General features: G+C 69.2%; 22 protein-coding genes. 15 read left to right on the top strand and 7 right to left on the bottom strand.

From position 1 onward, the window contains the following. Positions 1-109: 109 nt before the first annotated feature. Positions 110-1714, top strand: coding sequence for an AMP-binding protein (locus E1200_RS01890; protein ID WP_243708288.1), 1605 nt, complete (start codon positions 110-112; stop codon positions 1712-1714). A 26-nt stretch (positions 1715-1740) separates the two neighbouring features. Here E1200_RS01890 and E1200_RS01885 read toward each other — a convergent pair whose 3' ends face one another. Both E1200_RS01885 and E1200_RS01880 read right to left on the bottom strand, forming a co-directional pair. After that, entirely contained in the window at positions 1741-1893 is a 153-nt protein-coding gene (locus E1200_RS01885; protein WP_207933061.1) for a hypothetical protein, read from the bottom strand. 132 nt (positions 1894-2025) lie between these two features. Then, a complete protein-coding gene (locus E1200_RS01880) occupies positions 2026-2796 on the bottom strand; it encodes an enoyl-CoA hydratase family protein (RefSeq protein ID WP_131949993.1) in 771 nt (256 codons plus the stop codon). Between the two features lie 135 nt (positions 2797-2931). Here E1200_RS01880 and E1200_RS01875 point away from each other — a divergent pair, with 135 nt between their 5' ends. From E1200_RS01875 to E1200_RS01860, 4 genes are all read left to right on the top strand, one after another. Beyond that, positions 2932-3876 (top strand): SDR family oxidoreductase, encoded by a 945-nt coding sequence (locus tag E1200_RS01875; protein WP_131949992.1) that lies wholly within the window; start codon positions 2932-2934, stop codon positions 3874-3876. 2 nt (positions 3877-3878) lie between these two features. Further along, positions 3879-5099, top strand: a complete 1221-nt coding sequence (locus E1200_RS01870; protein WP_131949991.1) for an acetyl-CoA C-acetyltransferase — start codon at positions 3879-3881, stop codon at positions 5097-5099. Between the two features lie 86 nt (positions 5100-5185). Then, the gene (locus tag E1200_RS01865; protein WP_207933058.1) at positions 5186-6007 is read left to right on the top strand and encodes an IclR family transcriptional regulator; all 822 of its coding nucleotides are present in this window, start codon (positions 5186-5188) and stop codon (positions 6005-6007) included. Positions 6008-6108: 101 nt separating this feature from the next. After that, positions 6109-7782 carry an FAD-binding protein gene (locus E1200_RS01860; protein ID WP_131949989.1) on the top strand — a complete coding sequence of 558 codons (1674 nt, stop codon included), beginning with the start codon at positions 6109-6111 and terminating at the stop codon, positions 7780-7782. Between the two features lie 84 nt (positions 7783-7866). Here the strand turns inward: E1200_RS01860 and E1200_RS01855 are convergent, their stop codons facing one another. Beyond that, complete coding sequence (locus E1200_RS01855; RefSeq protein ID WP_131949988.1) at positions 7867-8907, bottom strand: ferredoxin--NADP reductase; 1041 nt, start codon at positions 8905-8907, stop codon at positions 7867-7869. A gap of 461 nt (positions 8908-9368) precedes the next feature. On the opposite strand from E1200_RS01855, the gene E1200_RS01850 reads away from it, so the two are divergent. Beyond that, a complete protein-coding gene (locus E1200_RS01850; protein ID WP_165950164.1) occupies positions 9369-10187 on the top strand; it encodes an IclR family transcriptional regulator in 819 nt (272 codons plus the stop codon). On the opposite strand, the gene E1200_RS01845 is transcribed toward E1200_RS01850, so the two are convergent. Beyond that, positions 10175-10789 carry a TetR/AcrR family transcriptional regulator gene (locus tag E1200_RS01845; RefSeq protein ID WP_131949986.1) on the bottom strand — a complete coding sequence of 205 codons (615 nt, stop codon included), beginning with the start codon at positions 10787-10789 and terminating at the stop codon, positions 10175-10177. The genes E1200_RS01850 and E1200_RS01845 overlap by 13 nt on opposite strands. A 220-nt stretch (positions 10790-11009) precedes the next feature. Between E1200_RS01845 and E1200_RS01840 the strand changes: the two genes are divergently transcribed. From E1200_RS01840 to E1200_RS01815, 5 genes are all read left to right on the top strand, one after another. Beyond that, positions 11010-11882, top strand: a complete 873-nt coding sequence (locus E1200_RS01840; protein WP_131949985.1) for an SDR family NAD(P)-dependent oxidoreductase — start codon at positions 11010-11012, stop codon at positions 11880-11882. A gap of 691 nt (positions 11883-12573) precedes the next feature. Further along, positions 12574-13101 carry a serine hydrolase gene (locus tag E1200_RS34285; protein WP_347813196.1) on the top strand — a complete coding sequence of 176 codons (528 nt, stop codon included), beginning with the start codon at positions 12574-12576 and terminating at the stop codon, positions 13099-13101. 5 nt (positions 13102-13106) lie between these two features. After that, the gene (locus tag E1200_RS01830) at positions 13107-13520 is read left to right on the top strand and encodes a nuclear transport factor 2 family protein (protein WP_165950163.1); all 414 of its coding nucleotides are present in this window, start codon (positions 13107-13109) and stop codon (positions 13518-13520) included. 229 nt (positions 13521-13749) lie between these two features. Then, entirely contained in the window at positions 13750-15930 is a 2181-nt protein-coding gene (locus E1200_RS01825; protein ID WP_207933053.1) for an NAD(P)-binding domain-containing protein, read from the top strand. Between the two features lie 31 nt (positions 15931-15961). Then, positions 15962-17176 carry a cytochrome P450 gene (locus tag E1200_RS01815; RefSeq protein ID WP_131949983.1) on the top strand — a complete coding sequence of 405 codons (1215 nt, stop codon included), beginning with the start codon at positions 15962-15964 and terminating at the stop codon, positions 17174-17176. A gap of 24 nt (positions 17177-17200) precedes the next feature. Here the strand turns inward: E1200_RS01815 and E1200_RS01810 are convergent, their stop codons facing one another. Next, positions 17201-17767, bottom strand: a complete 567-nt coding sequence (locus tag E1200_RS01810; protein WP_207933051.1) for a DDE-type integrase/transposase/recombinase — start codon at positions 17765-17767, stop codon at positions 17201-17203. A gap of 789 nt (positions 17768-18556) precedes the next feature. Here E1200_RS01810 and E1200_RS01805 point away from each other — a divergent pair. Continuing rightward, entirely contained in the window at positions 18557-20713 is a 2157-nt protein-coding gene (locus tag E1200_RS01805) for a DUF262 domain-containing protein (RefSeq protein ID WP_165950161.1), read from the top strand. Positions 20714-21324: 611 nt separating this feature from the next. On the opposite strand, the gene E1200_RS01800 is transcribed toward E1200_RS01805, so the two are convergent. Further along, the gene (locus E1200_RS01800; protein ID WP_131949980.1) at positions 21325-21957 is read right to left on the bottom strand and encodes a nucleotidyl transferase AbiEii/AbiGii toxin family protein; all 633 of its coding nucleotides are present in this window, start codon (positions 21955-21957) and stop codon (positions 21325-21327) included. After that, positions 21957-22187, bottom strand: coding sequence for a hypothetical protein (locus E1200_RS01795; protein WP_207933045.1), 231 nt, complete (start codon positions 22185-22187; stop codon positions 21957-21959). The genes E1200_RS01800 and E1200_RS01795 overlap by 1 nt, the downstream gene beginning before the upstream one ends. A 297-nt stretch (positions 22188-22484) precedes the next feature. Between E1200_RS01795 and E1200_RS01790 the strand changes: the two genes are divergently transcribed. From E1200_RS01790 to E1200_RS01780, 3 genes are read left to right on the top strand one after another with little or no spacing between them, the layout of a single operon-like run. After that, complete coding sequence (locus E1200_RS01790) at positions 22485-23219, top strand: NUDIX domain-containing protein (protein WP_131949979.1); 735 nt, start codon at positions 22485-22487, stop codon at positions 23217-23219. Continuing rightward, the gene (locus tag E1200_RS01785; RefSeq protein WP_131949978.1) at positions 23216-24364 is read left to right on the top strand and encodes a 5'-methylthioadenosine/S-adenosylhomocysteine nucleosidase; all 1149 of its coding nucleotides are present in this window, start codon (positions 23216-23218) and stop codon (positions 24362-24364) included. Before E1200_RS01790 ends, E1200_RS01785 begins: the two co-directional genes overlap by 4 nt. Next, entirely contained in the window at positions 24361-26370 is a 2010-nt protein-coding gene (locus E1200_RS01780) for a hypothetical protein (protein ID WP_131949977.1), read from the top strand. Before E1200_RS01785 ends, E1200_RS01780 begins: the two co-directional genes overlap by 4 nt. The last annotated feature ends 239 nt before the right edge of the window (positions 26371-26609 follow it).

The raw sequence follows: 26609 nt of genomic DNA, 5'->3' as shown, positions 1-26609 counted from the left end.
TTGTTCGCTTGCCCCGTCCAGTGTCGCGCACGGCTCGTGCCGACTCCGAACCCGCCCCGTTCCCTGGAGTGACATGCACGCCCTGCCCCCGTCGACGACCATGCCCGGAATGCTGCGCGATGCCGTGCGCGACCATGGTGCCCGCCTTGCCGTCGCGGACGGAGACGTCCGGTTGAGCTACCAGGACCTCGCCGGGCTCGCCGAACGCGCCGCCCGCGCCTTCCTGCGGCTCGGTGTACGGCCGGGCGACCGCGTGGCCGTCTGGATGCCGAACCGGTACGAGTTCATCGTCGCGATGCTCGGCGCGCAGTCCATCGGCGCGGTCGTCGTGCCGATGAACACACGCTACCGAGGCCATGAGGCCACCGCGATCCTGGCACGGTCCCGCGCCTGCGCACTGGTCGTCTCGAACGGCTTCCTGGACCTCGACCTCATCGGCATGCTGCGGAGGGCGGCCGCCGAAGCCGACGTCCCGCGCGGCGCGGGAGCCGTCCCCGGTCTGCCGCACCTGCGCACCGTCATCGACGTGCCCGCCGGCCAGGTGCCCGCCGGTGCGCTGTCCTGGTCGGACTTCCTTGCCGGCGGGGACGAGGTCCCGGCGGAGGACGCCCGGGAGGCCGCCGACCGGGTGGGGCCGGACGACCTGTGCGACATCCTGTACACCTCGGGCACGACCGGCCGGCCGAAGGGCGTGATGAGCGCCCACCGCCAGACGGTCGACGTCGCCCGAATCTGGGCCGCAGGCGCTGGCCTGTCCCCCGACGACCGCTACGCGGTGGTCAACCCCTTCTTCCACGGGTTCGGGTACAAGGCCGGGGTGATCACGTCCCTCACCGCCGGCGCGGCCGTCCACCCCGTGCCCGTCTTCGACGGCGACCGCCTGCTGGAACTGATCGAGCGGGAGCGCATCACCGTGCTGCCCGGGACGCCGACCCTGTTCCTGTCCCTGCTGGCGCATCCCCGCCTCAAGGACCACGACCTCTCCTCGCTGCGCTTCGCCACCGCCGGCGCGGCCACCGTCCCGGAGACCCTCTTCACCCGGATGCGAGAGGAGCTCGGGTTCGCCCAGGTGGCGCAGGCCTACGGGCTGACGGAGTGCATGATGGTCACCCAGTCCCGGCCGAACGAGGACCCGCGGCACGTCGCCGAGACGACCGGCCCGCCGGTCCCGGGGGTGGAGCTCCGCCTGGTGGGCGGTGACGGCGCCGAGGTGCCGCGCGGGGAGGACGGCGAGATCCTGGTCCGCGGGCGCAACACCATGCTCGGCTACTTCGAGGACGAGGAGGCCACCCGCGCCGCGGTCGACGAGGACGGCTGGCTGCGCACCGGCGACGTCGGGCGCCTGGACGAGCACGGCTGCCTCAAGATCACCGACCGGCTGAAGGACATGTTCACGGTCGGCGGGTTCAACGTCTACCCGGCCGAGGTGGAGGGCGTGCTGGCCGCGCATCCCGACGTCGCGGAGGCCGCCGTCGTGGGCCGCCCCGACGCGCGCATGGGGTCCGTCGCGGTCGCGCACGTCGTGGCTCGTCCGGGGTCGGCGCCCGATCCCGGCGAACTCATCGCGCACTGCCGGTCCCGGCTCGCCGGCTTCAAGGCGCCCCGCGAGATCGTCCTCACCGGGAGCCTGCCGCGCAATGCGGCCGGCAAGATCCTCAAGTCGGAACTGCGGGCCGCCGCGGGCCGGGACGTCGGCCGGCCGGCCGACGGCTGAGGCCCGCGCCCGGACCGCGCCGGTCCTCAGGGCGCCGTTCCGCGGAGCATCTCGACCCCCGGCGCGTACTGGACCTCCACGGTCGCCCCGGCCTGCATGAAGGTCCGGGCGATTCCCGCCCCCACTCCGCGCGTGCCGCCCGTGACCAGGACGATGCGGCCTGCGAGATCGATCGTCAACGCCAACTTTCGTCCTCTCCCACCGCTCCGCTAAAACAAACATTTGTTAGCCTTGGCAGGCTAGGATGATCCGGATCACATCGTCAAGGGGAGTACCGGGCCCTGCCCTCCGCAGCGGAGCCCGCTCCCGCGTCAGGAGTGCGCTTGGTCGCCCTTCAGCGGCTCGCCGGTGGAGACGAAGGCGTCCCGGTGCCGGTCGGCCACACCGGCGAGGGAGAGCTCGAACGTGAAGCCCTGCTCGAACCGGTAGGAGCGGTTGACGTCCACGGGGTCGATGCCGTTCAGCGCCTCTTTCGCCGCCCGGACGACGGTCGTGTCCTTCGCGGCGATCTCCTCGGCCACCGCGATGGCCGTGTCGTCGAGCCGGTCGCGCGGCACCACGTCCAGGACCGACCCGTACTGCAGAAGCTGGCGGGCCGGGATCGTCCGGCTCGTGTAGTACAGCGTGCGCAGCAGGTGGACGGGCACCAGCCGGGCGAGGTGCGTGGCGGCGCCCAGCGCTCCGCGGTCGACCTCGGGCACCCCGAAGTAGGCGTCCTCGGAGGCGACGATGGTGTCGGCGTTGCCGACCAGGCCGACGCCGCCGCCGAGGCAGAAGCCGTGGACCGCGGCGACGACCGGGACCGCGCACTCGTAGATGGCCTTGAACGCCGCGTAGCACTGCCGGTTGACTCCCACGAGCGCCTCGAAACCGGGCGTCCGCTGCAGTTCCTTGATATCCACCCCGGCGTTGAATCCGCGCCCCTCGGCCCGGAGCACGACGACCCGTGCGTCCTCGGCTCGGCCCGCCTCGGCCACGGCGGCGGCCAGGTCGCGCCAGCCCGCCACCGGCAGTGCGTTGACCGGCGGGAAGTCCATCGTGATGACGCGGATGCCGCCCTGCGCGACCGACGTGATGGTCATGTTCCGCCCCTCTCTGTGCGCCGACCTGCGGGCACGCTTGTTGGCCAAATGTTTGTTAGGTAACTTAGCATCGCGGTGTACCCACCACCCGGGCACGCGAGCGATCGCCGGCGCGCCCCCTGATGAGGAGAGATCGTGAGCGGAATATGCACCGGCAGGATCGCCGTCGTCACGGGCGCCGGTCGCGGGCTGGGACGGGCGCACGCGCTCGAACTCGCCCGGCAGGGCGCCCGGGTGGTCGTCAACGACCTGGGGGCCGAGCTCGACGGCGGCGGGCGCTCGACGGGTCCCGCCCTGGAGGTCGTTCAGGAGATCCGGGCACTGGGCGGGGAGGCGGTCGCCAACGGTGAGGACGTCGCCGACTTCGGCGGCGCCCGCCGGCTCGTCCGGCAGGCGATCGACACATTCGGCGGGCTGGACGTTCTCGTCGCCAACGCCGGCTTCCTGCGCGACCGGATGCTGGTCAACACCTCCGAGGAGGAGTGGGACGCCGTCGTCCGCGTGCACCTCAAGGGGCACTTCGCCACCCTGCGGCACGCGGCCGAGTACTGGCGTACCGAGTCCAAGGCCGGGAGGGCCCGCAGCGCGCGCGTCATCGCCACAACGTCCGGCGCGGGTCTGCAGGGCAGTGTCGGCCAGGCGGCCTACAGTGCGGCCAAGGCCGGGATCGCCGCGCTCACCCTGGTCGCGGCGGAGGAACTCGGCCGGTACGGCGTCACCGCCAACGCGCTCGCCCCGTCGGCGCGCACCCGGATGACCGAGACCGCGTTCGCCGAGAAGATGGCCGCGTCCGGCACCGGGTTCGATGCCATGGCCCCCGAGAACGTCTCACCGGTCGTGGCCTGGCTCGCGGCGGAGGAGTCCGCGGACGTGACCGGCCGGGTGATCGAGGTCGAGGGCGGCCGGATCTGCCTGGAGGACGGCTGGCGGCACGGTCCGGCCGCCGCACTCGACCACCGGTGGGACGCCGCCGGTGTCGGGGCCGCGCTGCGCGGCCTCATCGACCGCTCCCCCGACCCGGAGCCCGTCTACGGCGCCGGAAGCCCCGTTGGGCCCTCGCAAGTTCTTCCAAGGAGGTAGTCATGTCCGACGCCGTCATCGTCGCCATGGCCCGGTCGCCGATAGGCCGGGCGGTCAAGGGTTCGCTGAAGGACATGCGGGCCGACGATCTTCTTGGCCAGATGCTCGCCGCCGCACTCGCCCAGATCCCGGCCTTGGATCCCGCGTCCCTCGACGACCTGGTGGTCGGATGTGCTCAGCCGGCCGGTGAACAGGGGTACAACATCGCCCGGCAGGCCGCCGTCGGCGCGGGGCTCGACGAGGTCCCCGGCGCCGTCGTGCAGCGGTACTGCGCATCGAGCTTGCAGGCGACGCGGATGGCCCTGCACGCGATCAGGTCGCGCGAGGGGCACGCCTTCGTGGCCGCCGGCGTGGAGTGCGTCTCCCGGTTCGGCCGGGGCAAGGCGGACGGGATGGACGGCACCCGCAACCCCCGGTACGCCGACGCGGCGGCCCGGACCGAGGCCCGGTCCGCGGCCGGCGCACCGCCGTGGACGGATCCGCGCGGCAGCGGCGAACTCCCCGACCCCTACATCGCCATGGGGCAGACGGCGGAGAACGTCGCGGAGCTGCGCGGTGTGAGCCGTGAGCGTCAGGACGAATTCGCCGTCCGCAGCCAGAACCTGGCCGAGAAGGCGATCGCCGACGGTTTCTTCGACACCGACATCACGCCCGTCACCCTTCCCGGCGGCACGGTCGTCGCCCGTGACGACTGCCCGCGTCCGGGAGTCACCGTCGAGTCGGTGGCGAAGCTCGCCCCGGTGTTCCGCCCGGACGGAACGGTCACCGCGGCGAACTGCTGCCCGCTGAACGACGGTGCCGCCGCGCTCGTGATCATGTCCGCCGAGCGGGCCCGCGACCTCGGCCTGGCACCGCTCGCCCGGATCGTGTCCACGGGCGTGTCGGCCCTCTCCCCGGAGATCATGGGACTCGGCCCGGTGGAGGCGATGCACCGGGCGTTCGGCCACGCCGCCTTGCACGCGTCCGACCTCGATCTCGTCGAGATCAACGAGGCGTTCGCCGCGCAGGTGCTCCCCGTCTGCGACGACCTCGGCCTGGACCTGGACGCGGTCAACCCGCACGGCGGTGCGATCGCGCTCGGCCATCCGTTCGGCATGACCGGGGCACGCATGATCACCACGCTGGTCAACGGGCTGCGCCGACGCGACGGGGAGTTCGGCGCCGTCACCATGTGCGCGGCGGGCGGCCAGGGCATGGCACTGATCCTGCAGCGGATGTCCTGATGGCCGCCGCGAACGGGACGGTGCGCGGCACGGCGAGGGATGAGGGGGCGGACCGGATGAGAACCGGCAGCGCGACTCCGGCGTCCATGATCGACCGTGTGGTGCGCGTCATCGACGCCTTCGACGGCCCGGCCCACCTGTCGCTCGCCGAGGTGGTGCGGCGGACCGCCCTGCCGCGCTCATCCGTCCACCGCATCCTCGAGCGGCTGGTGGCCGTCCGCTGGCTGGTCCGGGAGGGGAACCGGTACCGGCTCGGGCTCCGCATGCTCGAACTCGGGTCGCTGGTACTCCAGCAGGACCGGATCCGCGACGCCGCGACGCCCTTCATGCATCAGCTGGCCACCGCCAGCCGCAGCGTCGTGCACCTCGCCGTCCTGGACGGCACGGAGATCGTCTACCTGGAGAAGATCGGCGCTCCGCGCGGCACGGACCTGCCCTCGCGGACGGGCGGCCGCGCCCCGGCCTACTGCACCGCCGTCGGGAAGGCGCTGCTCGCGTACGCCGACGACGATGCCGTGCAGCGGGTCGTCGACGCCGGACTGCGGGCGCGGACACCGTTCACGGTCACCGATCCGGGAAGGTTCCGGCGCGAATTGCGGCGGGTGCGCGAGAGCGGGGCGGCCTTCGACCGGGAGGAGGCGGTCCGGGGTGTGGGCTGCGTCGCCGCGGCCGTGCGCGGGCCCGGTGCTCCGGTGGCGGCGCTGTCGGTGTGCGGACCGATCCGCCGGCTGGACTTCGGCCGGCTCACCCCGGCGGTGCAGCACGCGGCGCAACGGATCTGGCGTGCGGCCGGCGCCCCTCCGGTGCAGGACCGCCCGCGCACCGCCGAGCGCGCCGGCGCCGGCGGCTGGCCGAGCGGAGCGCTGGACGCGTGGGCCACCTGGCCACGGCTGACCGACTGGTTCTGACGGCGTTCCAATGGTCGGGAGAGCGCATCGTCCGAGCTTTCCCACCTGCGAAGAATCGATGGTGAGCCGGATTCTTCGCGATGCCCGATCGGAGGCACCCCATGACGTCCAGTCCCCCGGGCTGGGACCACGAGGTCGACATCCTGCTGGCCGGCAGCGGCGCCGGCGGGATGGCCGGCGCCATCGCCGCCCACGACGCGGGACTGTCCGCGCTCGTCATCGAGAAGGCGCCCCGCTACGGCGGATCGACCGCCCTGTCCGGCGGCGGGATCTGGATCCCTAACAACCCCACGCTGAAGCGGCTGGGCCGCGAGGACGACCCCGAGGAGGTCCGCCGGTACCTGCGGGCGATCATCGGGGACCGCGTGCCCGCCGCCCGGCTGGACGCCTACGTGGCCCAGGGCCCCGCGGCGATGGAGATGCTCCACCGGGTCAGCCGGCACATGGACTTCAGCTGGTGTCCCGGCTACTCCGACTACCACCCGGAGGCGCCGGGCGGGCAGCCCCTCGGACGGACCATCGAGCCGCGGCCGATCGACGCGCGGCGGCTCGGCGCCGACGAGGAGTTCCTGCTGGAGGCGGAGCTGCCGTCCCCGATGGGCCTGTGGTTCACCGGATACGAGGGGCGGCAGCTGCTGATGTTCCGGCGCACCTGGTCCGGCAAGTGGATGCTGCGCGTCGCCGCCTGGCGGGTGCTGAGCAATCTCGTGCGGCGCCGCCACATGAAGACCCTCGGCGCCTCGCTCGTCGTCCGGCTGCGGCTGACGATGCAGGACCTGCGGATCCCCCTGTGGCTGAACACGCCGCTCAACGACCTGGTCGTCGAGGACGGCCGCGTGATCGGCGCCGTGATCGAACGCGAGGGCCGCCCCCTGCGCGTGCGGGCCAGGTGCGGTGTCGTCATCGCCACCGGCGGCTTCGACCACGACTCCGAGCTGCGCAAGGAGCATCTCCCGGAACTCGGCCGGGAGGACTTCAGCGCGGGGGCGCGCAGCAACGTCGGTGACGGCATCCGCATCGGCCATCGGGCCGGAGCCGCGCTGGACCTCATGGAGGACGCGTGGTGGATGCCCTCCGTCCGACTGCCCGGCGGCTCGGTCTTCCCACTGGTCACCGAACGCTGCATCCCCCGGATGGTGATCGTGGACCAGAAGGGCGAGCGGTTCACGAACGAGGCGGCGCCCTACGTGAACTTCGTGCACACGCAGCTGGAGGGGGGCCACGTCCCCGCGTACGAGATCTTCGACGCGAAGGCGCGCAGCCGCTACCACTTCGCCGGAATCATGCCGGGGCGGCCGTTCCCTCGTGACTGGTACACCAGCGGCCTGGTCACCAAGGCCGGCGACCTCGGCGAACTCGCCCGCCGCATCGGCGTGCCGGCGGACGCGCTTAAGGCCACGGTGCGGCGCTTCAACGGTTTCGCCCGCAACGGCCGCGACGAGGACTTCGGCCGCGGCGACAGCGCCTACGACCACTACTACGGCGACCCGACGCTGCCGAACCCGAACCTCGACGAGATCGGCGGCGGCCCCTACTACGCGGTCCGCATCGAGGCCGGCGACCTGGGCACCAAGGGCGGCCTCGTCACCGACGAGCACGCCCGCGTCGTGCGCGCCGACGGCAGTGCCGTCGAAGGTCTCTACACCACCGGCAACGCTTCCGCCTCGGTGATGGGCAACGAGTACGCCGGAGCCGGCGCGACGATCGGTCCCGCGATCGCCTTCGGTTACGTCGCGGCCCGCCACGCCGCGGCCCGGCCCGTCCCGACGCGGTAGCGGACCGCTCCCCTGGAAGAAGGGCTCGGCGGCATGCCGCCGAGCCCTTGTTCGGATTTCCCCGGCAGGGCCGGCCGGCCCCGTTCAGTCGTAGGTGACTTCGACGTCCTCGGTCACCGGCAGCGACTGGCAGCCCAGGACCCAGCCCTCCGCGAGGTCCTCTTCTTCGAGGACGTCGTTGCGCAGCATCTTCACCTCGCCGGACACGACCTGGCAGGCGCAGGCGCTGCAGGCGCCCTCCCGGCAGGAGAACGGCGCCCTGATGCCATTGGCCAGCAGGACGTCGAGCAACGGAGTCCCGGACGGCCAGGGGAGGGAGTGCCGCTCGCCGTCGAGAGTGACCGTGACCCGTGCTCCGGCATCGCCGCCGGACGCCGCGGGAAGCGGCTCGGGCTCGGCGAACGGGTCGCCGGTGAGCGAATGGAAGCGCTCCACGATCACTCTTTCCCGTGGCAGGCCGACGTCTCGCATCGCGTCCGCGACCGCGTCCATGAACGGTTCCGGACCGCAGACGAGCGCGGCGTCCCGGTCCGCGTGCGGGGCGGCGAGAGCGGCCAGGGCGGCGGCAGTGGGCAGCCCTTGGACGCTTTCCAGCCAGTGGACGACCTGGAGCCGCCCGGGATGGCGCTCCACCAGCCGGCGCAGTTCGGCGGCGAAGATCACCGACGACTCGTCGCGGTTGGCGTAGCACAGCACCGCGCTCCCCTCGGGGCGCGCCAGCACGGCCTTGATGATGGACATCACCGGGGTGATGCCGCTGCCGCCGGCGAAGAGGAAGAGGCGGCCGTCCAGCCGCTCCGGCGTGAACAGGCCCGCCGGGGGCAGCACCTGGAGGGTGTCGCCCGGGCGGACGTGGTCGCAGATCCAGTTCGACCCGGTGCCGCCGGAGACCCGCTTCACCGTGATCTTCATGTGCGGATCCACGCCCGGTGCGCTGGACAGCGAGTAGCAGCGGGCGGTTCCGGAACCTCCGGCGGCCGGTATCCGCAACGTCAGAAACTGGCCCGGCCGGTAGCCGAACCGGTCGCGCACATCCTCGGGCGCTTCGAGCACCAGCGACCGGGCGTCCCGGGTCTCCTCGATGACGTCGAGGACCGTCACCGTGCAGGCCCCGATATCGGTCACAGCGCCAGCCGGCCGCGCACGTGCCTGGTCGGCGGCGCGGCCGCCTCGATCACGCGGACCTCGTCGTCCGGGGTTTGCCGGGATGTGGTCACGGGAGAACTCCAGGATCAGGGCCCGGCGGAGCCGGACAGGGCGGGAATGCGGTGCGAGCACCGTCCGGTCGTCACGTGCATCTCCTGGAGAACGACGCTAGGTCGCGGCGGGGCGGGCGGCCATGGAACCTCCCAGTGGGCGGGAGGTTCCGTGGCCGGAGGCATTCGCCGCCGAGGAGCCCCGGAAGCACCGCGCCGACCGCGGGACGGGAGAACCGCTCGTCGGCCGGGCCAGTGCCCGGGCCACCAGGCGACATCGCGTGCTCGCATGCCCTTTACAGCTGTGTGAACAGTGAATAACATCACTCCCTCATGACAGAATCTGCCATGTCAGCAGAAACTGCCAAAGCATGCGCGCTGGGAGGTGCCATGACCTCATCGCGGGCGGAACAGGCGCCGGCGGCGATGATCGACCGCGTCTCGTCGCTCCTCGGGGTGTTCGACGGCTCGCGGCGGCTGACGCTGGCCCAGATCTCCCGGAGGTCGAGCCTGCCTCGATCGTCGGCGCACCGGATCCTGCAGCGGCTCGTCGAGCTGGGCTGGGTGGAGCGACACGGATACGAGTACGGGCTCGGGCTGCGCATCTTCGAACTCGGCTCGCTGGTCGTCCGGGGGGACGGGATCCGCCGCGTCGCCGTCCCCTTCATGCAGGAACTGCACCTGCGCACGGGCCTCCTGATTCACCTGAGCGTCCTGCGCGAGGCCGACATCCTGCACATCGAGCGGATCGGCGGGCGTCCGGACGATCGCGAGTGCTGGCAGGTCGGCGCCCGCCAGCCCGCCCAGCACACGGCGGCCGGCCGCAGCCTGCTCGCCGGACTCGCTCCGGTGGACCGGCCCGACACCGAGTTGGCGGCCCCGCCCACCGCCTACGGGCCGCGGTCCCTCGCCGAACTCGAACGGGAGTTGGACAAGATCCGCGACTACGGCGTCGCCGTGGACGCGCACGGCACGGTCCCCGGATTCGCCTCGATCGCCGCCGCGATCGGCCCGACCGACCGCGCCACGGCGGCGCTGTCGATCACCGGACCGATCAGCGTGCTGAAACCGGAGCGGCTCGGTGGCTCCCTCCGCGGCACCGCGGCCGACATCTGGGCGGCCGCGGTCGGGGGCCGAGGCGGGAGCCGCTCCAGGACCGTCCTCCGGGTGGGGGCCCCGCGATCCGCGGACGCCTCTCAGCGCGGCTGATCGATCCCGTCCCAGGCCGACACCACGGTCGTCAGCGCCTGTTCCAGCAGCTTGTCCAGATCCTGGGAGGTGTCCGTGCGGATCCAGTGGTGGTAGGCGAGCCGGACGCCCTGCAGGATGAGCCCCGCCTGCAGGACGCACTCGAACTGCCCATCACTGCCCAGTCCGCGGCGCCGCAGGAACGCGGAGACCGGTTTCGTCAGCGGTTCGTCGATCGCGTGCCAGCGGAGCCGGTACTCCGACGAGTCCATCAGCACGGAGAGGAACCCGCTCCATGTCTCGCCGGGGCCGCTCTCCTCGAACACGCCCCAGCAGAACGCCCGGGCCAGGTCGGTGACGACGTCGCCGCCGTCGGGCGCCGCCTCCAGCGCCTCGGTGATCAGCTCTGCCGCGCGCTCGAACAGCGGCACGACGACGTCCTCCTTGACGGCGAAGTGCCGGTAGAAGGTCCGCTGGGAGATTCCGGCCCGCCGGCATATGTCGTCGACCGTGGGCCCGGTCCCGCCGTCGAGCACGAACAGGTCCCGCGCCGCCACCGCCACGGACATCCGCAGCTCATCGGACCGGCGCTCGGTCAGCGTCCGCCGCACCGGGGTCTTCACACCGGGTCCCCTCTCCTGTCGTGCATCGTGAACGCGGATCCGAGCTTAGGTAACCAGCGTAATCGCCGCGCAGGCGGTGTCCACCGACCGGAACATCGGGATGAACCGTCCGCCCAGTGGGAGACGCGCTCCACACCGTCCGGTGCGATCGGCCACGGTGGGCCGGTGCGCGGCCGGGTGATCCGGGCGCCGCGACACCGGAAAGCCCGCAGGAGGACGTATGGCGAGTGCAGCCGAGCGGTTCGGGAACGGAACGGCGCTGGTGACGGGCGGCGGCGCCGGCATCGGAGAGGGCTTCGTCCGCCATCTGGCCGCGCTCGGAACGCGGGTCGTCGTCGCGGACGTCGACCGCTCCCGGGCCGAGGCCGTCGCGGACGACCTCTGCGACGCGGGCGGCCATGCCGTCCCCTACGAGGTGGACGTCACCGACGACGAGGCCGTCGAGCGGATGGCGGCGCACGTCTTCGCCGAGTTCGGCTCTCTGGAACTGCTGATCAACAACGCCGGGATCGAGACGGCCGGGCGCCTGTGGGACGTCCCCGTCGCGCGCTGGCGGCAGGTCATGTCCGTCAACGTCGACGGGGTGTACCACTGCGTGCGTTCGTTCGTCCCGCGCATGCTCGCCGCCGGACGCCCGGCCGTCGTGGCCAACCTGTCGTCGGTGGGCGGGGTGCGGACCGTGCCGTTCCAGGCCCCCTACATCGTCAGCAAGCACGCCGTCCTCGCGATGACCGAATGCCTGCATCAGGAACTGCGGGTGGCCGAAGCGCCCGTCCAGGTCTGCGCCGTCCTGCCGCACTCGGTGCGCAGCCGCATCTTCGTCGACGCACAGCAGGCGGCGCCGGCCGGGGACCCCGACTCGGAGCGCCTCTTCACCTGGATGCAGGAGGCCAACGTCGCGAGCGGGCTCGACCCGGTCGCCGCCGCCCGGCACATGCTCGACCAGATCGCGGCCGGCCACTTCTGGGTGTTCTCCGACGACGCGCGCGGAGCGGACGCGCTGCGAGCGCGCGCGGACCATCTCACGCGGCGCACCGAGCCGCAGGACCCGCGGGAGATGTTCGACGTCCTGACGGCCGATCGCACCACCTGACCTTTGGCGGGCGTGCTCCTGCCCGCCCGCCGCCGTCCTCCACTGAGAAAGGGGCACAGCATGGGTGCCGCACCAGCACAGGATCCGAGGATCGCCAAGGCCCTCGACCGGGCGCGCGAACTCGGTGAGGAGGGTGTCCAGGTCGCCGCCTACCTGGACGGCGAGCTGATCGTCGACGCGTGGGCCGGGTCCGCCGACCCTGAGACCGGTCGCGAGGTCGACGGTTCGACCCTGTTCAACGTCTTCTCGGTGACCAAGGCCGTCACCGCGACGGCGCTGCACATCCTGGCCGCACGCGGACTGGTCGAGTACCGCTCGCCGGTCGGGCGGTACTGGCCGGAGTTCGCCCGCAACGGCAAGGAGGCCACCACCGTCCGGGACGTGCTCAGCCATCGCGCGGGCATCCCGTGGATGCCCGAAGCGGTCACGCCCGAGAGGCAGGCCGACTGGGACTGGATGGTCCGCGCCATCGCCGACCTGGAGCCGGCGTTCGAGCCCGGCCGCACCAACGCCTACCACGCGCTGATCTGGGGCTGGATCGTCGGGGAGATCGCGCGGCGCGCCGACCCGGCGGACCGGACCATCGACGCGCTGATCCGCGAGGAGATCACCGAACCCCTCGGCATCACCGACCTCTTCCTGCCGCTGCCGGCGTCGGAGGACGCACGGGTCGCCCGCCTGATCGGCGGCGATCCGGGGCCCGACGCGCCGGCCGAACCTGCGCGGCATGCCGCGCCAGGTCTTCCCCGGCTCGACGGTCTACGGCACCGAACTGGCGCGGCGGACGGTCAACCCGGGTGCCGGCGCGATCGGCGACGCGCGGTCCTTCGCCCGGTTCTTCGCGATGCTCGCCGGGCACGGCGAGCTGGACGGCGTCCGGCTCCTGCCCGCGGACCGGGTGGACGGTTTCACCGAACCGCGCGACGAGGCCGGCGTCCCCGACCGGTACCTCGGCGGCGTCGCGCACGTGAGCGCGTTCGGCTACTGGCTGGGCGGCTCCAGCCCGGCGGCGAACCCCGCCGTCGGCCCGGACCCGCGCATCCTGCACCACCCCGGAGCGGGCGGGTCGATCTCCTGGGCGGAACTCGACACCGGCCTCGCCGTGTCGATCTGCCACAACCGCATGCACGAGGGCCCGTTCGAGCCGTCCGGGCACCCGTTCGTCCCCATCGCCGAAGCGGTCCGAGCGGTCGCCGCCGACCTCAAGAAGGAGAACTGAGCACAGTGCCGAACCGAACCGGCCGCGCCGACGACCACACCGAGATCTCCGACCTGCTGTCCCGCTTCGCCTTCCTCGCCGACGAGGGGGACCCCGCCGAGGCGGGAGCGCTGTTCACCACGGACGGCACGTGGGAGACCCATGACAGCACCTTCCAGGGACCGGCGGAGATCACCCGGGCGCTGACCGGCTACCGCGAGAAGGGCCTGGCCGGGCCCGCATCCGGGACCCGGCACGTGATCACGAACGTCGAGGTCGACTTCGACGGGCCCGATTCGGCACGGTCCCGCTGCTACTGGACCCTGATCGGCAGGGGCGAGGACGGCGCCGGCCGGCTGCTCGCATTCGGGCAGTACCACGACGACCTGCATCGGGAAGGCGCGGGCTGGCGCCTGGCCCGCCGACGCGTGCTCGTCTGATCCGAGCAGGGCTTCCAGCCCCGGGGCAAATCTGGGAATGGGATTTCTTGTGCAATTCACCAAGGGATAGAAGCCTTTCGGGGAGCGCCCGGACGAAGTGTTCCACTCACTGGGCGACAGTGCTGCACAGGTGCGCTCGCAAGCGTTTTCCTGATGGTCAGCGCCCCAGCGCATACCGCGACGCCGGTGGCGCACGCGCGCTCGCCGAATAATGAAGGAACCGGTGCCCATGACCGTTGTCTCACCGACCGAACCCACCTACGTCGTGGGGCCGGTGCCGGACGTGGATCGCGATCGCCTGCGGGAGGCCGTGGCCGCCGCCGAACCCGGCCCGCTTTTGATGGCCCTGGTCCACACCACCGGCGACACCTCACTGCTGCCGGAGTTCCAGGCCATGCTCGACACCGAGCGCGGCGAGACTCCGGCCGTCGCCGGCCGGTACCCGGAGGCGGTCGCGGCCGCGGTCCGCGAACGGGCGCTCGCGCTCCTGGAAGGCGGAATGGCGCCTCGGCTGACCGTGCCCGACGACGACCTCTTCCGGCGCATGGCCGAAGTGTGCGTGGACGACGCCGTAGGGGAGGAGTTCGCTGCGCACCTGCGAGAAATGTGCGGCTTCGAGCCTGCCCGGCGGCACGTGCCCGTCACGAAGACCCCGCCGGAGGGCTTCCGCGTCATCGTCATCGGCGCGGGAATGGTCGGGCTGAACGCCGGCGTGAAACTGGCCGAGGCCGGTTTCGACTACTTGATCTTCGAAGAGCGCGACGACATCGGCGGCACCTGGTCGCGCAACGTCTACCCCGGCGCGGCCGTCGACACCCCCAGCCATTTCTACTCCTACTCCTTCGAACTGAACCCGGACTGGTCGATGTACTACCCGACCGGACCCGAGTACCTGGACTACATGCGGCACGTCGTCGACAAGTACGGCCTCCGCCGCAACATCGCGTTCCGGACGAAGGTCCTGAGCTGCGAATGGGACGGGGAGTCCTGCCGCTGGCGGGTAACGGTCCAGGCCGCCGACGACTCCGTCCAGGTGTACGAAGCGAACGCGGTCGTGACCGCCACGGGCATGCTCAACGCGCCCTCGGAGCCCGACATCGAAGGCCGGGACTCCTTTGAGGGCACTGTCATGCACACGGCCGAGTGGGATCCGGACGTGGACCTGACGGGCAAGCGGGTCGTCATGCTGGGCACCGGCTGCACGGCCGTCCAGGTCGCTGCGAGTCTGGCCGACAAGGTCGGAGACCTCCACGTCGTGTTCCGCCAGCCCCACTGGATGGTGGCCGAACCCATGGTGGACAAGGCCGTACCCGAGGCCGCGCGCTGGGCCATGGCCAACATCCCCTACTACCAGCAGTGGTTCCGTGTGAAGACGTACTGGTACGCCGGTGACAAGGGCTGGGACAAACCGCGTATCGATCCCGAATGGGGCGCGGATCGTCCGTCCGTCTCCGCCGCCAACGACATCGTCCTGCGTGCATGCCTGGACCACCTGGAGCGCACCTTCCCCGACCGGCCGGACATCCGAGCGGCCCTCACTCCCGACTTCCCGCCGTACGCCAAGCGCATCGTCAAAGACCCGGGCTTCCTCGCGGCCCTGGCCCGCGCCAACGTCTCCCTGCACCGCGCCTCGTTCCTGCGCATCGAACCGAACGGCGTGACGACCACCGAGAACGAGTTCATCAAGGCGGACGTCATCGTCTTCGCGACCGGATTCAAGCTCGAATTCCTTTCGTTCATGGATGTGATCGGCCGGGACGGGCGGAAGCTCGCCGACGAGTGGGCCGGAAACGACCCGCGCGCCCATCTCGGCATCACCGTCCCCGGTTTCCCTAACTTCTTCGTCACGGCGGGCCCGAACTCCGCCCCGAACCACGGCGGCGGGCACAACTCCGTCAGCGAAGGGCACGTCCATTACGTCATCGAGTGCCTGCAGTACCTCATCGAGAACTCCCGTTCCGCCATGGAGCCCAGGCGCGACGTGACGGACGAGTACAACCGCAGAGTCGACGAGGCACTCGACAAGACGGTCTGGCGGCACGGCGGCACGGCGGCACGGCTACTACCGCAACGAGTCCGGCCGCGCGTGGATCAGTTGCCCATGGCGACTCGTGGACTACTGGACGATGCTCCGCTCCCCCGTCCCCGAAGACCACATCTTCTTCGACACGACCGAGGAGCCGTCATGAGCGGGCCACGGTGGACCATCGAGGTCGATCGGCAACGCTGCATCGGCAACCAGATGTGCGTGAACGTCGCCGCTGACCACTTCGTCCTCGACGGGGGCAAGTCCCGGCCGGCCACCGAGTCGATCGCTCCTTCCGAGGACGTCGTCGAAGCCCTTGAGCTGTGTCCGACCTCGGCCATCACCATCCGTGACGAGACCGGCACTCCCATCGAGCCCAGCTGACCCGCGCACCAGACCAGGAGAAAGCACCACCATGAGCGTCACCAAAGCCGACTTCCCCTTCGGCCCGGTCCCTCCCGCAGAAGCCCTGCAGATCATGCGGGCGATCCGCACCGACCGCCCGATGACGAAGGTCTCCTTCCCCATCGGCGGTGACTGCTGGATGGTCCATCGGCACGAGACATGCCGGGCCGTTCTCGAGGACCGCCGCTTCGTACGCAAGCCCTTCACCGAAGGCCGTCCGGTCCCCTACGCCTTCGAGTTCCCCGCCTTCCTCACGCAGACGCTGCAGTTCATGGACCCGCCCGACCACACGCGGTTCCGGCGTCTGGTCTCCAAGGCGTTCACGCTGCGGCGCGTCGAGCGGCTGCGCGGCAAGGTGCAGGAGGTCGCCGACGAACTGGTCGACGCGATGGTCGACACGGGACCGCCCGCCAACCTGGTCGACTCCTTCGCCCTCCGGCTGCCCATCCGCGTCATCGGCGACATGCTCGGGGTACCGGAAGAGGGCCGGGCGAACTTCGTCCAGTGGAGTCACGCGATGCTGGCCACGTCCGGCATGACGGAGGAGGAGGTCACCGACGCGATGACCTCGCTCTACCTCTACCTGCAGGAACTCATGACGCGAAAGCGGACCGACCCGCAGGATGATCTGCTCAGCGCCCTCGTCGCCGCCCGCGACGCCGACGACCAACTCACCGACGACGAGATCATCCAGATCGCGATGCTGCTGGTCGGCGGCGGATTCGACAACACGGCGAACTTCATCGAACTCGGCGTTCAGGCGCTGCTGGCCGATCCCGCCCAGCACGCCGCCCTGATGGCCGACATCGACGGCGTCATCCCGACCGCGGTCGAAGAGATTCTTCGACACGGCGGCTTCGCCCTCGGACGCGAGATGACCGGCTCTGCTGGCCTCGTCCCCTTCGTCGCCTCCGAGGACGTCGAACTCGACGGCGTCCTTATCAAAGCCGGCGACGCGGTCGCCGTCGACCTGGCGACCGCCAACCACGACGACGACGTCTTCACCGGCTCCGACGCATTCGACGTGACACGGGCCCGCAACCCGCACCTGACCCTCAGCCATGGAATCCACCACTGCCTCGGCGCACCACTCGCCCGCCTGGAGCTCCAGGTCGGCATCGCCACCCTCTTCCGCCGACTGCCCGAACTGAAACTCGCCGGCGAACCGGTCTACCTGGACGGCGTCCTCACCGGCGGCATGACCGACCTACCCATCACCTGGTGACCCGGGAAGGCCAAGGAGTCGGGCTCAGGCATGTCGATCGGAGGGGCTTCGGCGGCGGGCCGGGCTGCCAGTTCGGCCGCGCCTCCGACTCGGCCTGGGTATGCAGAAGACGCATGCAAATACCGCTCGACGGACTCCAAGCCCGCAACTGTCGGAGCTCGTCACAAAGGAGTCGTTCTTGTCGCCGACCGAACGGGCAGCGCCGATCTGATCAAAGCGTTCGGCGTACCGACTACAGGTGTATTGCGTGCCGCGATCGAAATGGTGGACCAGTCCGTCACCGATGCCGCCGCGGGACCAGATCGCCATCTCCAACGCGTCCAAATCCGGCTCGGCACCCAAATGGGCGACGACCTGCCACCCCGCAATGACCCGGGAGAACAGGTCCTGGACGAACGCGGTGTACGCCCACCCGGCGGCGGTGTCGACATAGATGATGTCGGCGACCCACCGCCGGTTGGGCGCGTCCGCGGTGAAGTCGGGTTCCAGCAGGTCACCTGGCCGATCGGTCCCGCCGAGGTGGGTACGGGGCCGCTTGCGGGCAGCGCTCGCCCCGGCGATGCCCAGTTCACGCTTCAGCTGCGTCCACACCTTCCACGCACCATAAACCCGCTGGCCGGGACCTACCGACACCCGCAGAATCATCCTTCGATGATTCGCACGCACCGCACGAGCAGATGGTTCCAGCTCGCGTTTCCTGGCCGCCCAATACGTCGAGGGCGCACACTCCAGCACCGTGCAGACCGGCTCGACACCGAACTGCTCCCGGTGAGTATCGATGAACTCGACCAGCTCGGCAGTTTCGGGTCGGGTTGCCGGGTGAAATAAGCGCTGGCGGCCTTCAGGATCTCGTTCGCCCGCCGCAACTCACGGTTCTCCCGCTCCAGTTCGGCGATCCTTGTGCGTCGCTGGTCATGGTCCCGGGGCGCTGCCCGCCATCGACGTCGGCATACCGGCCCCAGGTCCCGAGCTGGTCGGCCACCCGGGCGATCGAGCCGGTCCTCACATCGGTCTGCTCACGCAGCTCAAACACCATCCGGACCGCGCGTTCACGCAGCTCTGTGGAGTACTTCCTCGGGGCTGTCATAGCCCTTCACCTTCAGGTATCAGGGCCTCTCCATCAAAGCCGGGGCGCTCCAGAACTCCCCAGCATGCGCAACTGCGCGCTGCCCAGCACCAGCGTCACCGCCAGGTCGCGACGACCTTGCCCGGATCATGGATCACCCGCGGCCGGGGAGACGGGCTGGCCAGCCGAACCCACCCAACTTCCGAATCGGTGACGGCCATCGAAAATCTCTGGCGTCCGCGCTTAAATAGAGTTGCCGGGTCTGGACATCAAGATCGGACGGTGGCATGCGCGGTCACGGGGTCAGCGCGGACGTGTTCAGTCTGGAGCAACTCTTCGACAACGTCTCCTACGAGATCGACTACTACCAGCGTGAGTACACCTGGGGTGCGGAGGAGGTCCGTACGCTAGTCATGGATCTGCGTGAGGCGTTCCGCGACTACGAGTCCGATCGTCAGCGACGTCGGCGGCCGTCTCCTGCTTCGTCCTACTTCCTTGGACCGTTCGTGTACTACGAGGAGGATCCGCGAGCACGCGGGAAAAGGCGGTTTCTTGTCGACGGGCAACAGCGGTTCATCACCCTGCATCTACTGTTACTGCAGCTGCGCAACATCGCCAAAGAACTGCAGCTGCGGCGCAGCCTGCCAGAACTGGACCGTGCGGTCTTCAGTCGCGATCGTACGCTGACCATCGGCATCGCCGAGCTTGCGCCGGTGCTTCGCGTCCTCGGTGACGGACGCGACTGGGATATCGCCCCCAGAGACTCCCTGTCAGTTCGCAACCTGGTCCGGCGAAGCCGTCAGATCACCGAGCATCTTCATGAGCTGTTCGAAAGCGATCAGTACGAGGACTTCGTGCCATGGCTTCTGAAGTATGTGATGCTCGCCGGGATCCAGGCGACTGATGCCGACCATGGTTACCGCATGTTCGAGACGATGAATGATCGGGGTGCCCGTCTGACCCCGGTGGACCTTCTCAAGAGCCATCTACTCTCGCACGTCGGGGAGAACGCAGATGAGTTGAACCGCCGCTGGCGGCAGATGCTGGCCGAGCTGACGATCGACCGTTCCGACACCGATACCGCGAGCCAGTTCATCAAGTGCGTACTACTTGCCCGTTACGCTGACCAGGACGAGACGTCGCACATCGAAGCCAATCTCAACGTATGGGCGAGAAAGAACAGCGAACGCCTCGGTCTACGCAAGGAACACGACTACTTTGAATTCGTGGAGAACTTGCTGGACATCGCCACTCGGGCAAAGCCCTTCCTTGTCGCCAGAACCTCGCTGAAGGAAGGGTATGAGACAGTCTATTTCAACGAGCGCAACGGCCTATCCGAGCAGCTTGCAGCTGTTCTTGCGGTCATCCAGCCGACCGATACCCTTTCGGAAGCCGCTGAAAAAGGGCGCGCGATTTGCGACTTCATTGACCGATGGTATGTCCTTCAGATACTCCGGGACCGGCCTGTCAGTCCGTCCGAGGTCGGCGACCTTGTCTACGGCAACCTTGTTCCTTCCTTGCGCGGCGTTCAGACCTCCAAGGAGCTGATGGGGCGCCTGGCCGAAATGATGGCCGGTGATCCGCTGGAGCTCTCGGAGTCCTCGACGTTCGGACTGCGCCCCAATAACACGCATCAGGTCCGCTACGTCCTGGCGCGGCTCACAGCGTTCGTCGAAACCGGAATCGGACATCCTTGCGACACCGTTGAGCTGTTGAGCAGCGACAAATACGATATCGAGCACCTCTGGGCCAAGCACCACGGCCGCGTTGCCGCTGAGATTCCCGACCCGGTCGCCTTCCGGGCTCGCCGCAACCAACTCGGTGCGCTGGGACTCCTTCCTAAACGCACCAACTCCAGCCTCAATGACCTGCCACTCGCCGAGAAGTTGCCCCACTATTCCAGCCATAACGCGCTGCTTGGAGTCCTAGCCCCCGGCTACGGAGAACGCAAGCCCGAGCTTCAAACGTTTATCAAGAGGCATCATCTGCAAAAGCTCATGCACCGCTTCGCGGTGAACGCCAAGATGATGACGATCGTGGAGACCCGCCAGCGGCTGATGCTCACGCTGTGCGCCCTCATCTGGGACCCTAAGGCCCTCGACCGGCCCCCCAGTGAGACCTCAGGCACACCACCGCGGCGTCGCCGCACGACCCACGTCGCGAAAATGGTCGACGCGGGCGTCATCGCACCCGGCACTTCCATTGTGATGACCCACCAGGGCGCTGATCACTGGGCCGAGATCGACGCTGAAGGCGGCATCATCCTCCGAGCCGTCGGGGGAACCCCGTTCGATAAGGTCGATGATGCCGGCGCAGTGGTAAAGGGGACCAGTAACTGCTCCGGCATGGCTGCTTGGCACATCGTTGATCCTATGGGCCAGCGCGTCAGCCTACGCTCTCTCAGAGAACGCGCCATCGCCGATGGACGTCTCCCAAGTCGCGGCTCCCGGCAGCGCGGCCGATCTCACTAGGCGAAGAAGGCCTAGCGCCGCCAACCGCTCACCCCGAAGGGCCGCCACTCTCGGTGACGCTCCTGACCAGGTTGAAAATGCCCGCCCGGATGGCCGGCCAGAATCGGAACGCCACGCCGACCAAGTCGACAAGGTCCGTCACAAACCGCATCTGAGTGCCGAGCGAGGCTCGGTGATCTCTTCAGGGTCCCCGAAGCTCCCCCGTTGGCCCCCAAGGCTACGAAGCGGTCAACGAGGCAAGCGTGGTCGCACTGCAGGCGACACTCTGACCTGCGAAAACTTGAGGTGGGCGATACTGGGTTCGAACCAGTGACCTCTTCGGTGTGAAAACGATCGAACAACCCGGCAGCACAGGCCGTTCAGACATCACCCCAGGTCAGAAGCCTGTCTTCCGCTCCGGTGACACCAGTTCAAGGAAGATCAAGTCACTTCTGATCTCCCACGATTCACACTCCCCGCCCTTCACCACCAAATACCGTGGGTGACCGTCGCCACTTAACATGCCCATTCCAGCCATCCGAGGCATAGAAGTCACATACCGCCCATACGGGGTATGGAATGCCCGCTTCTAACGCCAAGTCGGCGCGGCAAGCAGCGGCTCGCGTCACTGCCTACGGTGCAAGCATTCGTTCCCAGGCGGCAAACCGGTCTCTCATCACTGCGATCTGCGCAACGGGCACGCCGTAGGCCGTGAAGTCCCGGTCAGGGATGCGGTGCAGATAGGAGAGCGACTCGGCGAACAAGGCAATGTCGAAGCCCGGGTTGTGCTCCGCGACCACGGCCAAGAGGCGGTCATGGTCATAACGTCCGCTGGCCAAGACCGCATCGATGTCCAGGAAGTCGCGCGGTGCCCACCGGTTGAACAAAGCGTCCATTTTGCCGGCCACGGCATCGTCAGGGTGCAGTACCGGGCCGACCTCCAGAATCACCGGAGCGTGCGCCCGCCAGAACACCCCGAGATCCACTTTGCAGGCATTGCCATCTGAGTCAGTGACCGTCATCTGGACGAGGTCCGGGGTGCGCCGGGCCACTTCAGGTCGCAGTCCCTGGCTCGCATAGGCGGCGATGACGTCGTCGGCGACCTGCTCCGGGCTTCCTCGTCGAGAAGAGAACAGGTCGATGTCCTCTGAAGGACGAGCGCCCATGCCGTGCATCTGGACGGCGTGCCCACCGCCCAGCACGAAACCCCGGTCACCGACGACATCCAGCGCTATGCCGACCAACCGGAACTGGAACCGATCCATCAGGCGGCATGCCGAAGCTGAGGGAAGCGCCGTTCCCACAGGGCTCGGACTGGACGTGCCGGGAGGATCTCGTCCCAGTGCTCCACCAGCAGCCGACCGTTGATCAGGCGCCGCTGATGCTCCGCACCGCCCTCCTCCAACACGATCTTGTATACGGCCGACCGATCGTAGTCCTCATCGAGGTCGAACTCGGTTCGCCCACCCCACGCCAACTCCAGCGGAAGCACCACGACGCCATGCTCGGGTCCCTGCAGTTCACTCAGTGACCCGGCCACCTCGTATGGCCTGGTCTCGGCGTAACTGAACGGCGCTCCACTGTGTCCCTCCATACACACCAGTGTGCCCTATCCACCACCGGGAGGACCTTCTTCATGGGACGTGCGGGCCCAGGAACAGACCCGCCACGGCCGGAGCGCAAGTGAGGCTGGCCTGCGGCCAACGGTCTTGCCAACGGGTGACAAGGCGATGGCCAGGACGGCATCCTGAAACTACTTTTTGTCAGACTGACAAAAAGCTAGGGTCAGCGCATGGCCGAGGACCGCTGGACTCCCCCCGAAGTCATGCTCGCCGTCGACCTGGTGATCTTGACACTGCGCAAGTCTCTCCTTCATGTGCTGCTGATCGAACGCGGCATCGAGCCCTATAAGGGGGCTCTGGCGCTTCCGGGCGGCTTCCTGCAGCACGCCGAGGAGGACATCACTGCCGCTGCCCACCGCGAACTGGCGGAGGAGACAGACATGGACGTCGATACGCTGCACCTTGAGCACCTGGGCGTCTACGGTGCCCCTGGCCGAGACCCGCGCGGACGGGTGGTGTCGGTCGCCTTCCTGGCGATCGCACCGCGGCTCCCGGAACCGGCTGCCGGAACGGACGCGGCCGGGGCCCGGTGGCAGCGAGCAGATCAGGTGCTCTCCGGCGACCTGGAGCTCGCCTTCGACCACCGGCGGATCGTCGAGGACGGCGTCGAGAACGCCCGCGCCAAGCTCGAGCACTCCGCGCTCGCCACGGCGTTCTGCGGCCCGACATTCACGATCACCGACCTGCAGCGGGTCTACGAGGCGGTATGGGGGATCTCTCTCGACCCCCGCAATTTCTATCGCAAGGTCCAGAAGACCAGCGGATTCATCGTCGCGGCCGGCCCGGAACGCAAGGGCACGACCGGCCGGCCGGCCCGAGTCTTCAAAGCCGGTCCGCAGAAGGCCCTGAATCCGCCGATGGTCCGGCCGGTCGAACCGTCGATCACGAAGGGATCGGGACAATGAGCGGCAATCCGATCGTCGTTCTCACGGCGCTGGACGTGGAGTACGAATCCGTCCGCGCGAAGCTGGGCAAGCCGCGGCTGTATCGCCACCCGCAGGGCACCCGATTCGAGGTGGGCCGGCTGGCGCACGGCCGGGCACGCATCGCACTGGGCCTCGTCGGGAAGGGCAACCAGTCCGCAGCGGTACTGGCCGAACGCGCCATCAACGAGTTCTCCCCGGCGGCGCTGCTGTTCGCAGGGGTCGCCGGGGCCCTGCACTCCGACATCGCCCTCGGGGACGTGGTGGTGGCCACCCACATTTATGCCTTCCACGGCGGGACGAGCGAGGACGACGGGTTCAAGAGCCGCCCCCGTGTCTGGGAGGTGTCGCACGGCGCCGACCAGATCGCCCGGCATGTGGCTCGTAACCGCGCATGGGCGGACGATCTCGATGGCCAAGAGCCCACGGTGCACTTCGGGCCGATCGCAGCAGGCGAAGTCGTCCTGAACTCGACGACTTCGCCGCACGCGCACTGGATCCGGCAGAACTACAACGACGCACGCGCCATCGAGATGGAAGGCGCCGGCGTGGCTCAGGCCGCGCACCTCAACAGGTCCCTGCCGGTGGTCGTGATCCGAGGCGTCAGCGACCACGCCGACGGCACCAAGGAGACCACCGACCGCGAGCACTGGCAGGCACGGGCGGTGGCGAACGCTGCGGCGTTCACCACCGCACTGGCCGAAACCCTGTCCGCCGAGGAACCGCAACAGCGCGAACCAGCCGACACGAAAGGGACACCGATGATGAGCGAGACCGTCCGCAACGTCGCCAAGGACAACGCACGGGTGGTCGTGCAGGCGGGGCACGTGCACGGAGGCATCCGGGTGTCCGGTGAGCACGGAGCCCCCACCGATCCCGCCGCGGTGATCGCCGAACTCGCCCTCCGGCTTCGGCAGGCTCGGACGGCGGGACACCTGGATGATGACACCTACCGCGCGGCCGAGGCAGAACTCGCCGCCGCCCGCGAGACACTGCAGACGACCGATCCGCAGGACGTCGGTGCGGTAACGCTGGCCCTGAAGAAGGTGCGCGGGCTGGTCGGGGACGTGGCCGCCCTTTCCGCGGAAGTGGCGAGCGTCATCGCCCTGGTTCAAGGCCTGTCATGACCGCGCAGGCCACCACCCCCGCACCGGAAGGCACCACGACGAACTACGCCGGAGATTCCGCCTACGTCGGGGTCCAGGCGGGAGTCGTGCACGGCGACGTTCAGGTCTACGAGACCCCCGCAGGCGCATCGTCCGCGGAGTTATTCGAAATCGGCGTCCGGCTGCTCGCGGGCGGCATACCGGGTAAGGCGCGAGAGCTCATCGGCCGAGCCGTCATGGACGGCGGTCTCACCGGCAGCCGGGTCTGCTTCCACTGGCAGCTCGCCCTCGTCAGCGGCCGAACCCGGCACGAGCTACCGCAGGAGCACCTCACGATGCTGCATCGGGCACCGGGGACCTGCAACGTCACCGGTGACGACGCTTGGGCAGACGGAGTGCGGACCCTATGCCGGCTGCTGCAGTCCGCACAGCAACCCGACGAGGACCTGCGTCCCCTGCTCAAGGACCTCGACGGGCTTGCCGACCCGCAACGCTCCATGATCCTTCGGCACCTGCAGCTGTTCCTGGACGGGCCACTCGAAGACGGGATGTGGCGCCGCGCCCTGGACAGCGCCCAGCAGAACCAGATGGCGAACGGCCGAGCCGACCGTGTCTGGAAGTTCTTCGAGCCGAAACCAGCCCGGCCGCGGGTCCGGGAGCCGCGACCACCGGACCTCACAACCGGCACCTGGGTTCAGGCTTTAGTGTCGACCGCAGTTCTGATCGCGGCGGCGATCCACATCGCCTACCTTCTGGCGCGAGAACTTCAGGCGGTCGCTCTGCTCGCGTACCTGCTGAGCGTCGGTGGCGGCTACTGCGCCGCAAAGGGCGGCGTGGAGTGGCGCTTCCGCATCGAGCGACGCCGGAGGAAGGATGCGCAATATGCGCCGAGGACGCGCACGCGAAGCGCCCCCTCCGGCGGCTTCGCCGACAACGTGGGCCGCCGTTTAGACCACTACTTCGCCAGATACGTTCCACGTGACACCAGCAGGTCCGTCTGGTTGGCCGAGACGGCGGGGATCCGCGGGTGCCTGCGCGACGAAATCGTGGACGTCTACCGGGAGCAGCGGATCGGCGTCGAACGGATCGCCTGGCTGATCCGCTACCGGGTCAGCGACGTCAGGACACGGTGGGAGAACGGCACGCTGTGGAACTACCGGCAGGAACTCGCCACTCCCCCGGCCTCCATACTGCTGACGGTCCTCGGTCTCGCCCTCCTCGTCCCGGGGATCACGTGGACGCTGGAGGCCGCGGTACGGAGCGACCCACTGAGCGCGGTCCGCACGGCCGCCTTCGCACTGCCGGCCGGCGTGATCGCCGCCCACGCCTGGCTGCGCATCGTCCTGAGACGCAGGCGATATGCGGCCGACCTTGCCGAGCAGGCACGGACGCTGAAGGACTGCGAAGCGGCCTTCGAGCGCTGGAAGGCGAAGCTCGCCGACAAACCCGACGACCGCCAGATGGCCACCTGGCTGGACTGCGACCGGAAGATGGTCCTGGACGAGGCACTACGCCACTACCGGTTAACGATGAGCGGCCTGATCTCCCACGCGTTCATCGAGACGCGCGCCTTCCCCGGCAGAAGCGCACGCGTACGCAAAGGCCCCTGGCGCTACGAGCGCTACAAGCTGCTCCTCTTCCTCCTCACCACAGACGGCGTACGGCAACTCAACGCCGAACTCGATTTCGCGCAAGGCACCTTCCACGATCGGTACCGGACCAACTACCGCTACGAGGCGGTCGCCGCCGTACGGGTACGCCAGACCGACGATGATGAACACGACTTCAGACTCACCCTCGTCAACGGTGAGGAGATCCACGTCGAGGCAATGGCTCCGGAAGCGGAGAGACTCCAGGATGAGCCAAGCGGCGTCGTGTCAGAAGTGACGCGGGACGCCGCCAACCTCCGCCACGCCTTGACCCTCATGGAAGGAATCGCCGCGGAAGGCAAGAAGTGGATCGCGCGAGAACGCCAACGCCTGAGCGACCGGGCAGAGTCCGGTCCCCACCCGGTGGAGTCCAAGTGAGGCGCTTCTCGGGGTAGAAATCCTGCGACACGACTCGGTCGATGCAGGCCGGCCCCATCAACGCACCGGCACCAGTCGGACGGGCGAACGGCGACCAGCGGGGAGGCGTGAGGGAACGCCGACTGGGCGGGGACACGACGCACGTCAGCCCCGGCACCGTCCCGCCAACCGACGACGCGCACCGCCCGCGAACACCCCTGATCGACACAAACCGTCACCGGCCCCGCGCTCCGCAGGCG

This window comes from Actinomadura sp. GC306 (genome assembly GCF_004348665.1).
Taxonomy (GTDB): domain Bacteria; phylum Actinomycetota; class Actinomycetes; order Streptosporangiales; family Streptosporangiaceae; genus Spirillospora.
Note: the sequence above shows the minus strand (reverse complement) of the source record. Positions and strands in the feature narration are given on the sequence as shown.

Bases quoted from the DNA above. Each gene is read 5' to 3' on its own strand.
- E1200_RS01850 (WP_165950164.1), top strand. From the start codon at position 9,369: ATGACCTCATCGCGGGCGGAACAGGCGCCGGCGGCGATGATCGACCGC.
- E1200_RS01825 (WP_207933053.1), top strand. From the start codon at position 13,750: ATGACCGTTGTCTCACCGACCGAACCCACCTACGTCGTGGGGCCGGTG.
- E1200_RS01780 (WP_131949977.1), top strand. From the start codon at position 24,361: ATGACCGCGCAGGCCACCACCCCCGCACCGGAAGGCACCACGACGAAC.
- E1200_RS01860 (WP_131949989.1), top strand. From the start codon at position 6,109: ATGACGTCCAGTCCCCCGGGCTGGGACCACGAGGTCGACATCCTGCTG.
- E1200_RS01870 (WP_131949991.1), top strand. From the start codon at position 3,879: ATGTCCGACGCCGTCATCGTCGCCATGGCCCGGTCGCCGATAGGCCGG.
- E1200_RS01785 (WP_131949978.1), top strand. From the start codon at position 23,216: ATGAGCGGCAATCCGATCGTCGTTCTCACGGCGCTGGACGTGGAGTAC.
- E1200_RS01890 (WP_243708288.1), top strand. From the start codon at position 110: ATGCTGCGCGATGCCGTGCGCGACCATGGTGCCCGCCTTGCCGTCGCG.
- E1200_RS01815 (WP_131949983.1), top strand. From the start codon at position 15,962: ATGAGCGTCACCAAAGCCGACTTCCCCTTCGGCCCGGTCCCTCCCGCA.
- E1200_RS01800 (WP_131949980.1), bottom strand. From the start codon at position 21,957: ATGGATCGGTTCCAGTTCCGGTTGGTCGGCATAGCGCTGGATGTCGTC.
- E1200_RS01840 (WP_131949985.1), top strand. From the start codon at position 11,010: ATGGCGAGTGCAGCCGAGCGGTTCGGGAACGGAACGGCGCTGGTGACG.
- E1200_RS01865 (WP_207933058.1), top strand. From the start codon at position 5,186: ATGATCGACCGTGTGGTGCGCGTCATCGACGCCTTCGACGGCCCGGCC.
- E1200_RS01790 (WP_131949979.1), top strand. From the start codon at position 22,485: ATGGCCGAGGACCGCTGGACTCCCCCCGAAGTCATGCTCGCCGTCGAC.
- E1200_RS01880 (WP_131949993.1), bottom strand. From the start codon at position 2,796: ATGACCATCACGTCGGTCGCGCAGGGCGGCATCCGCGTCATCACGATG.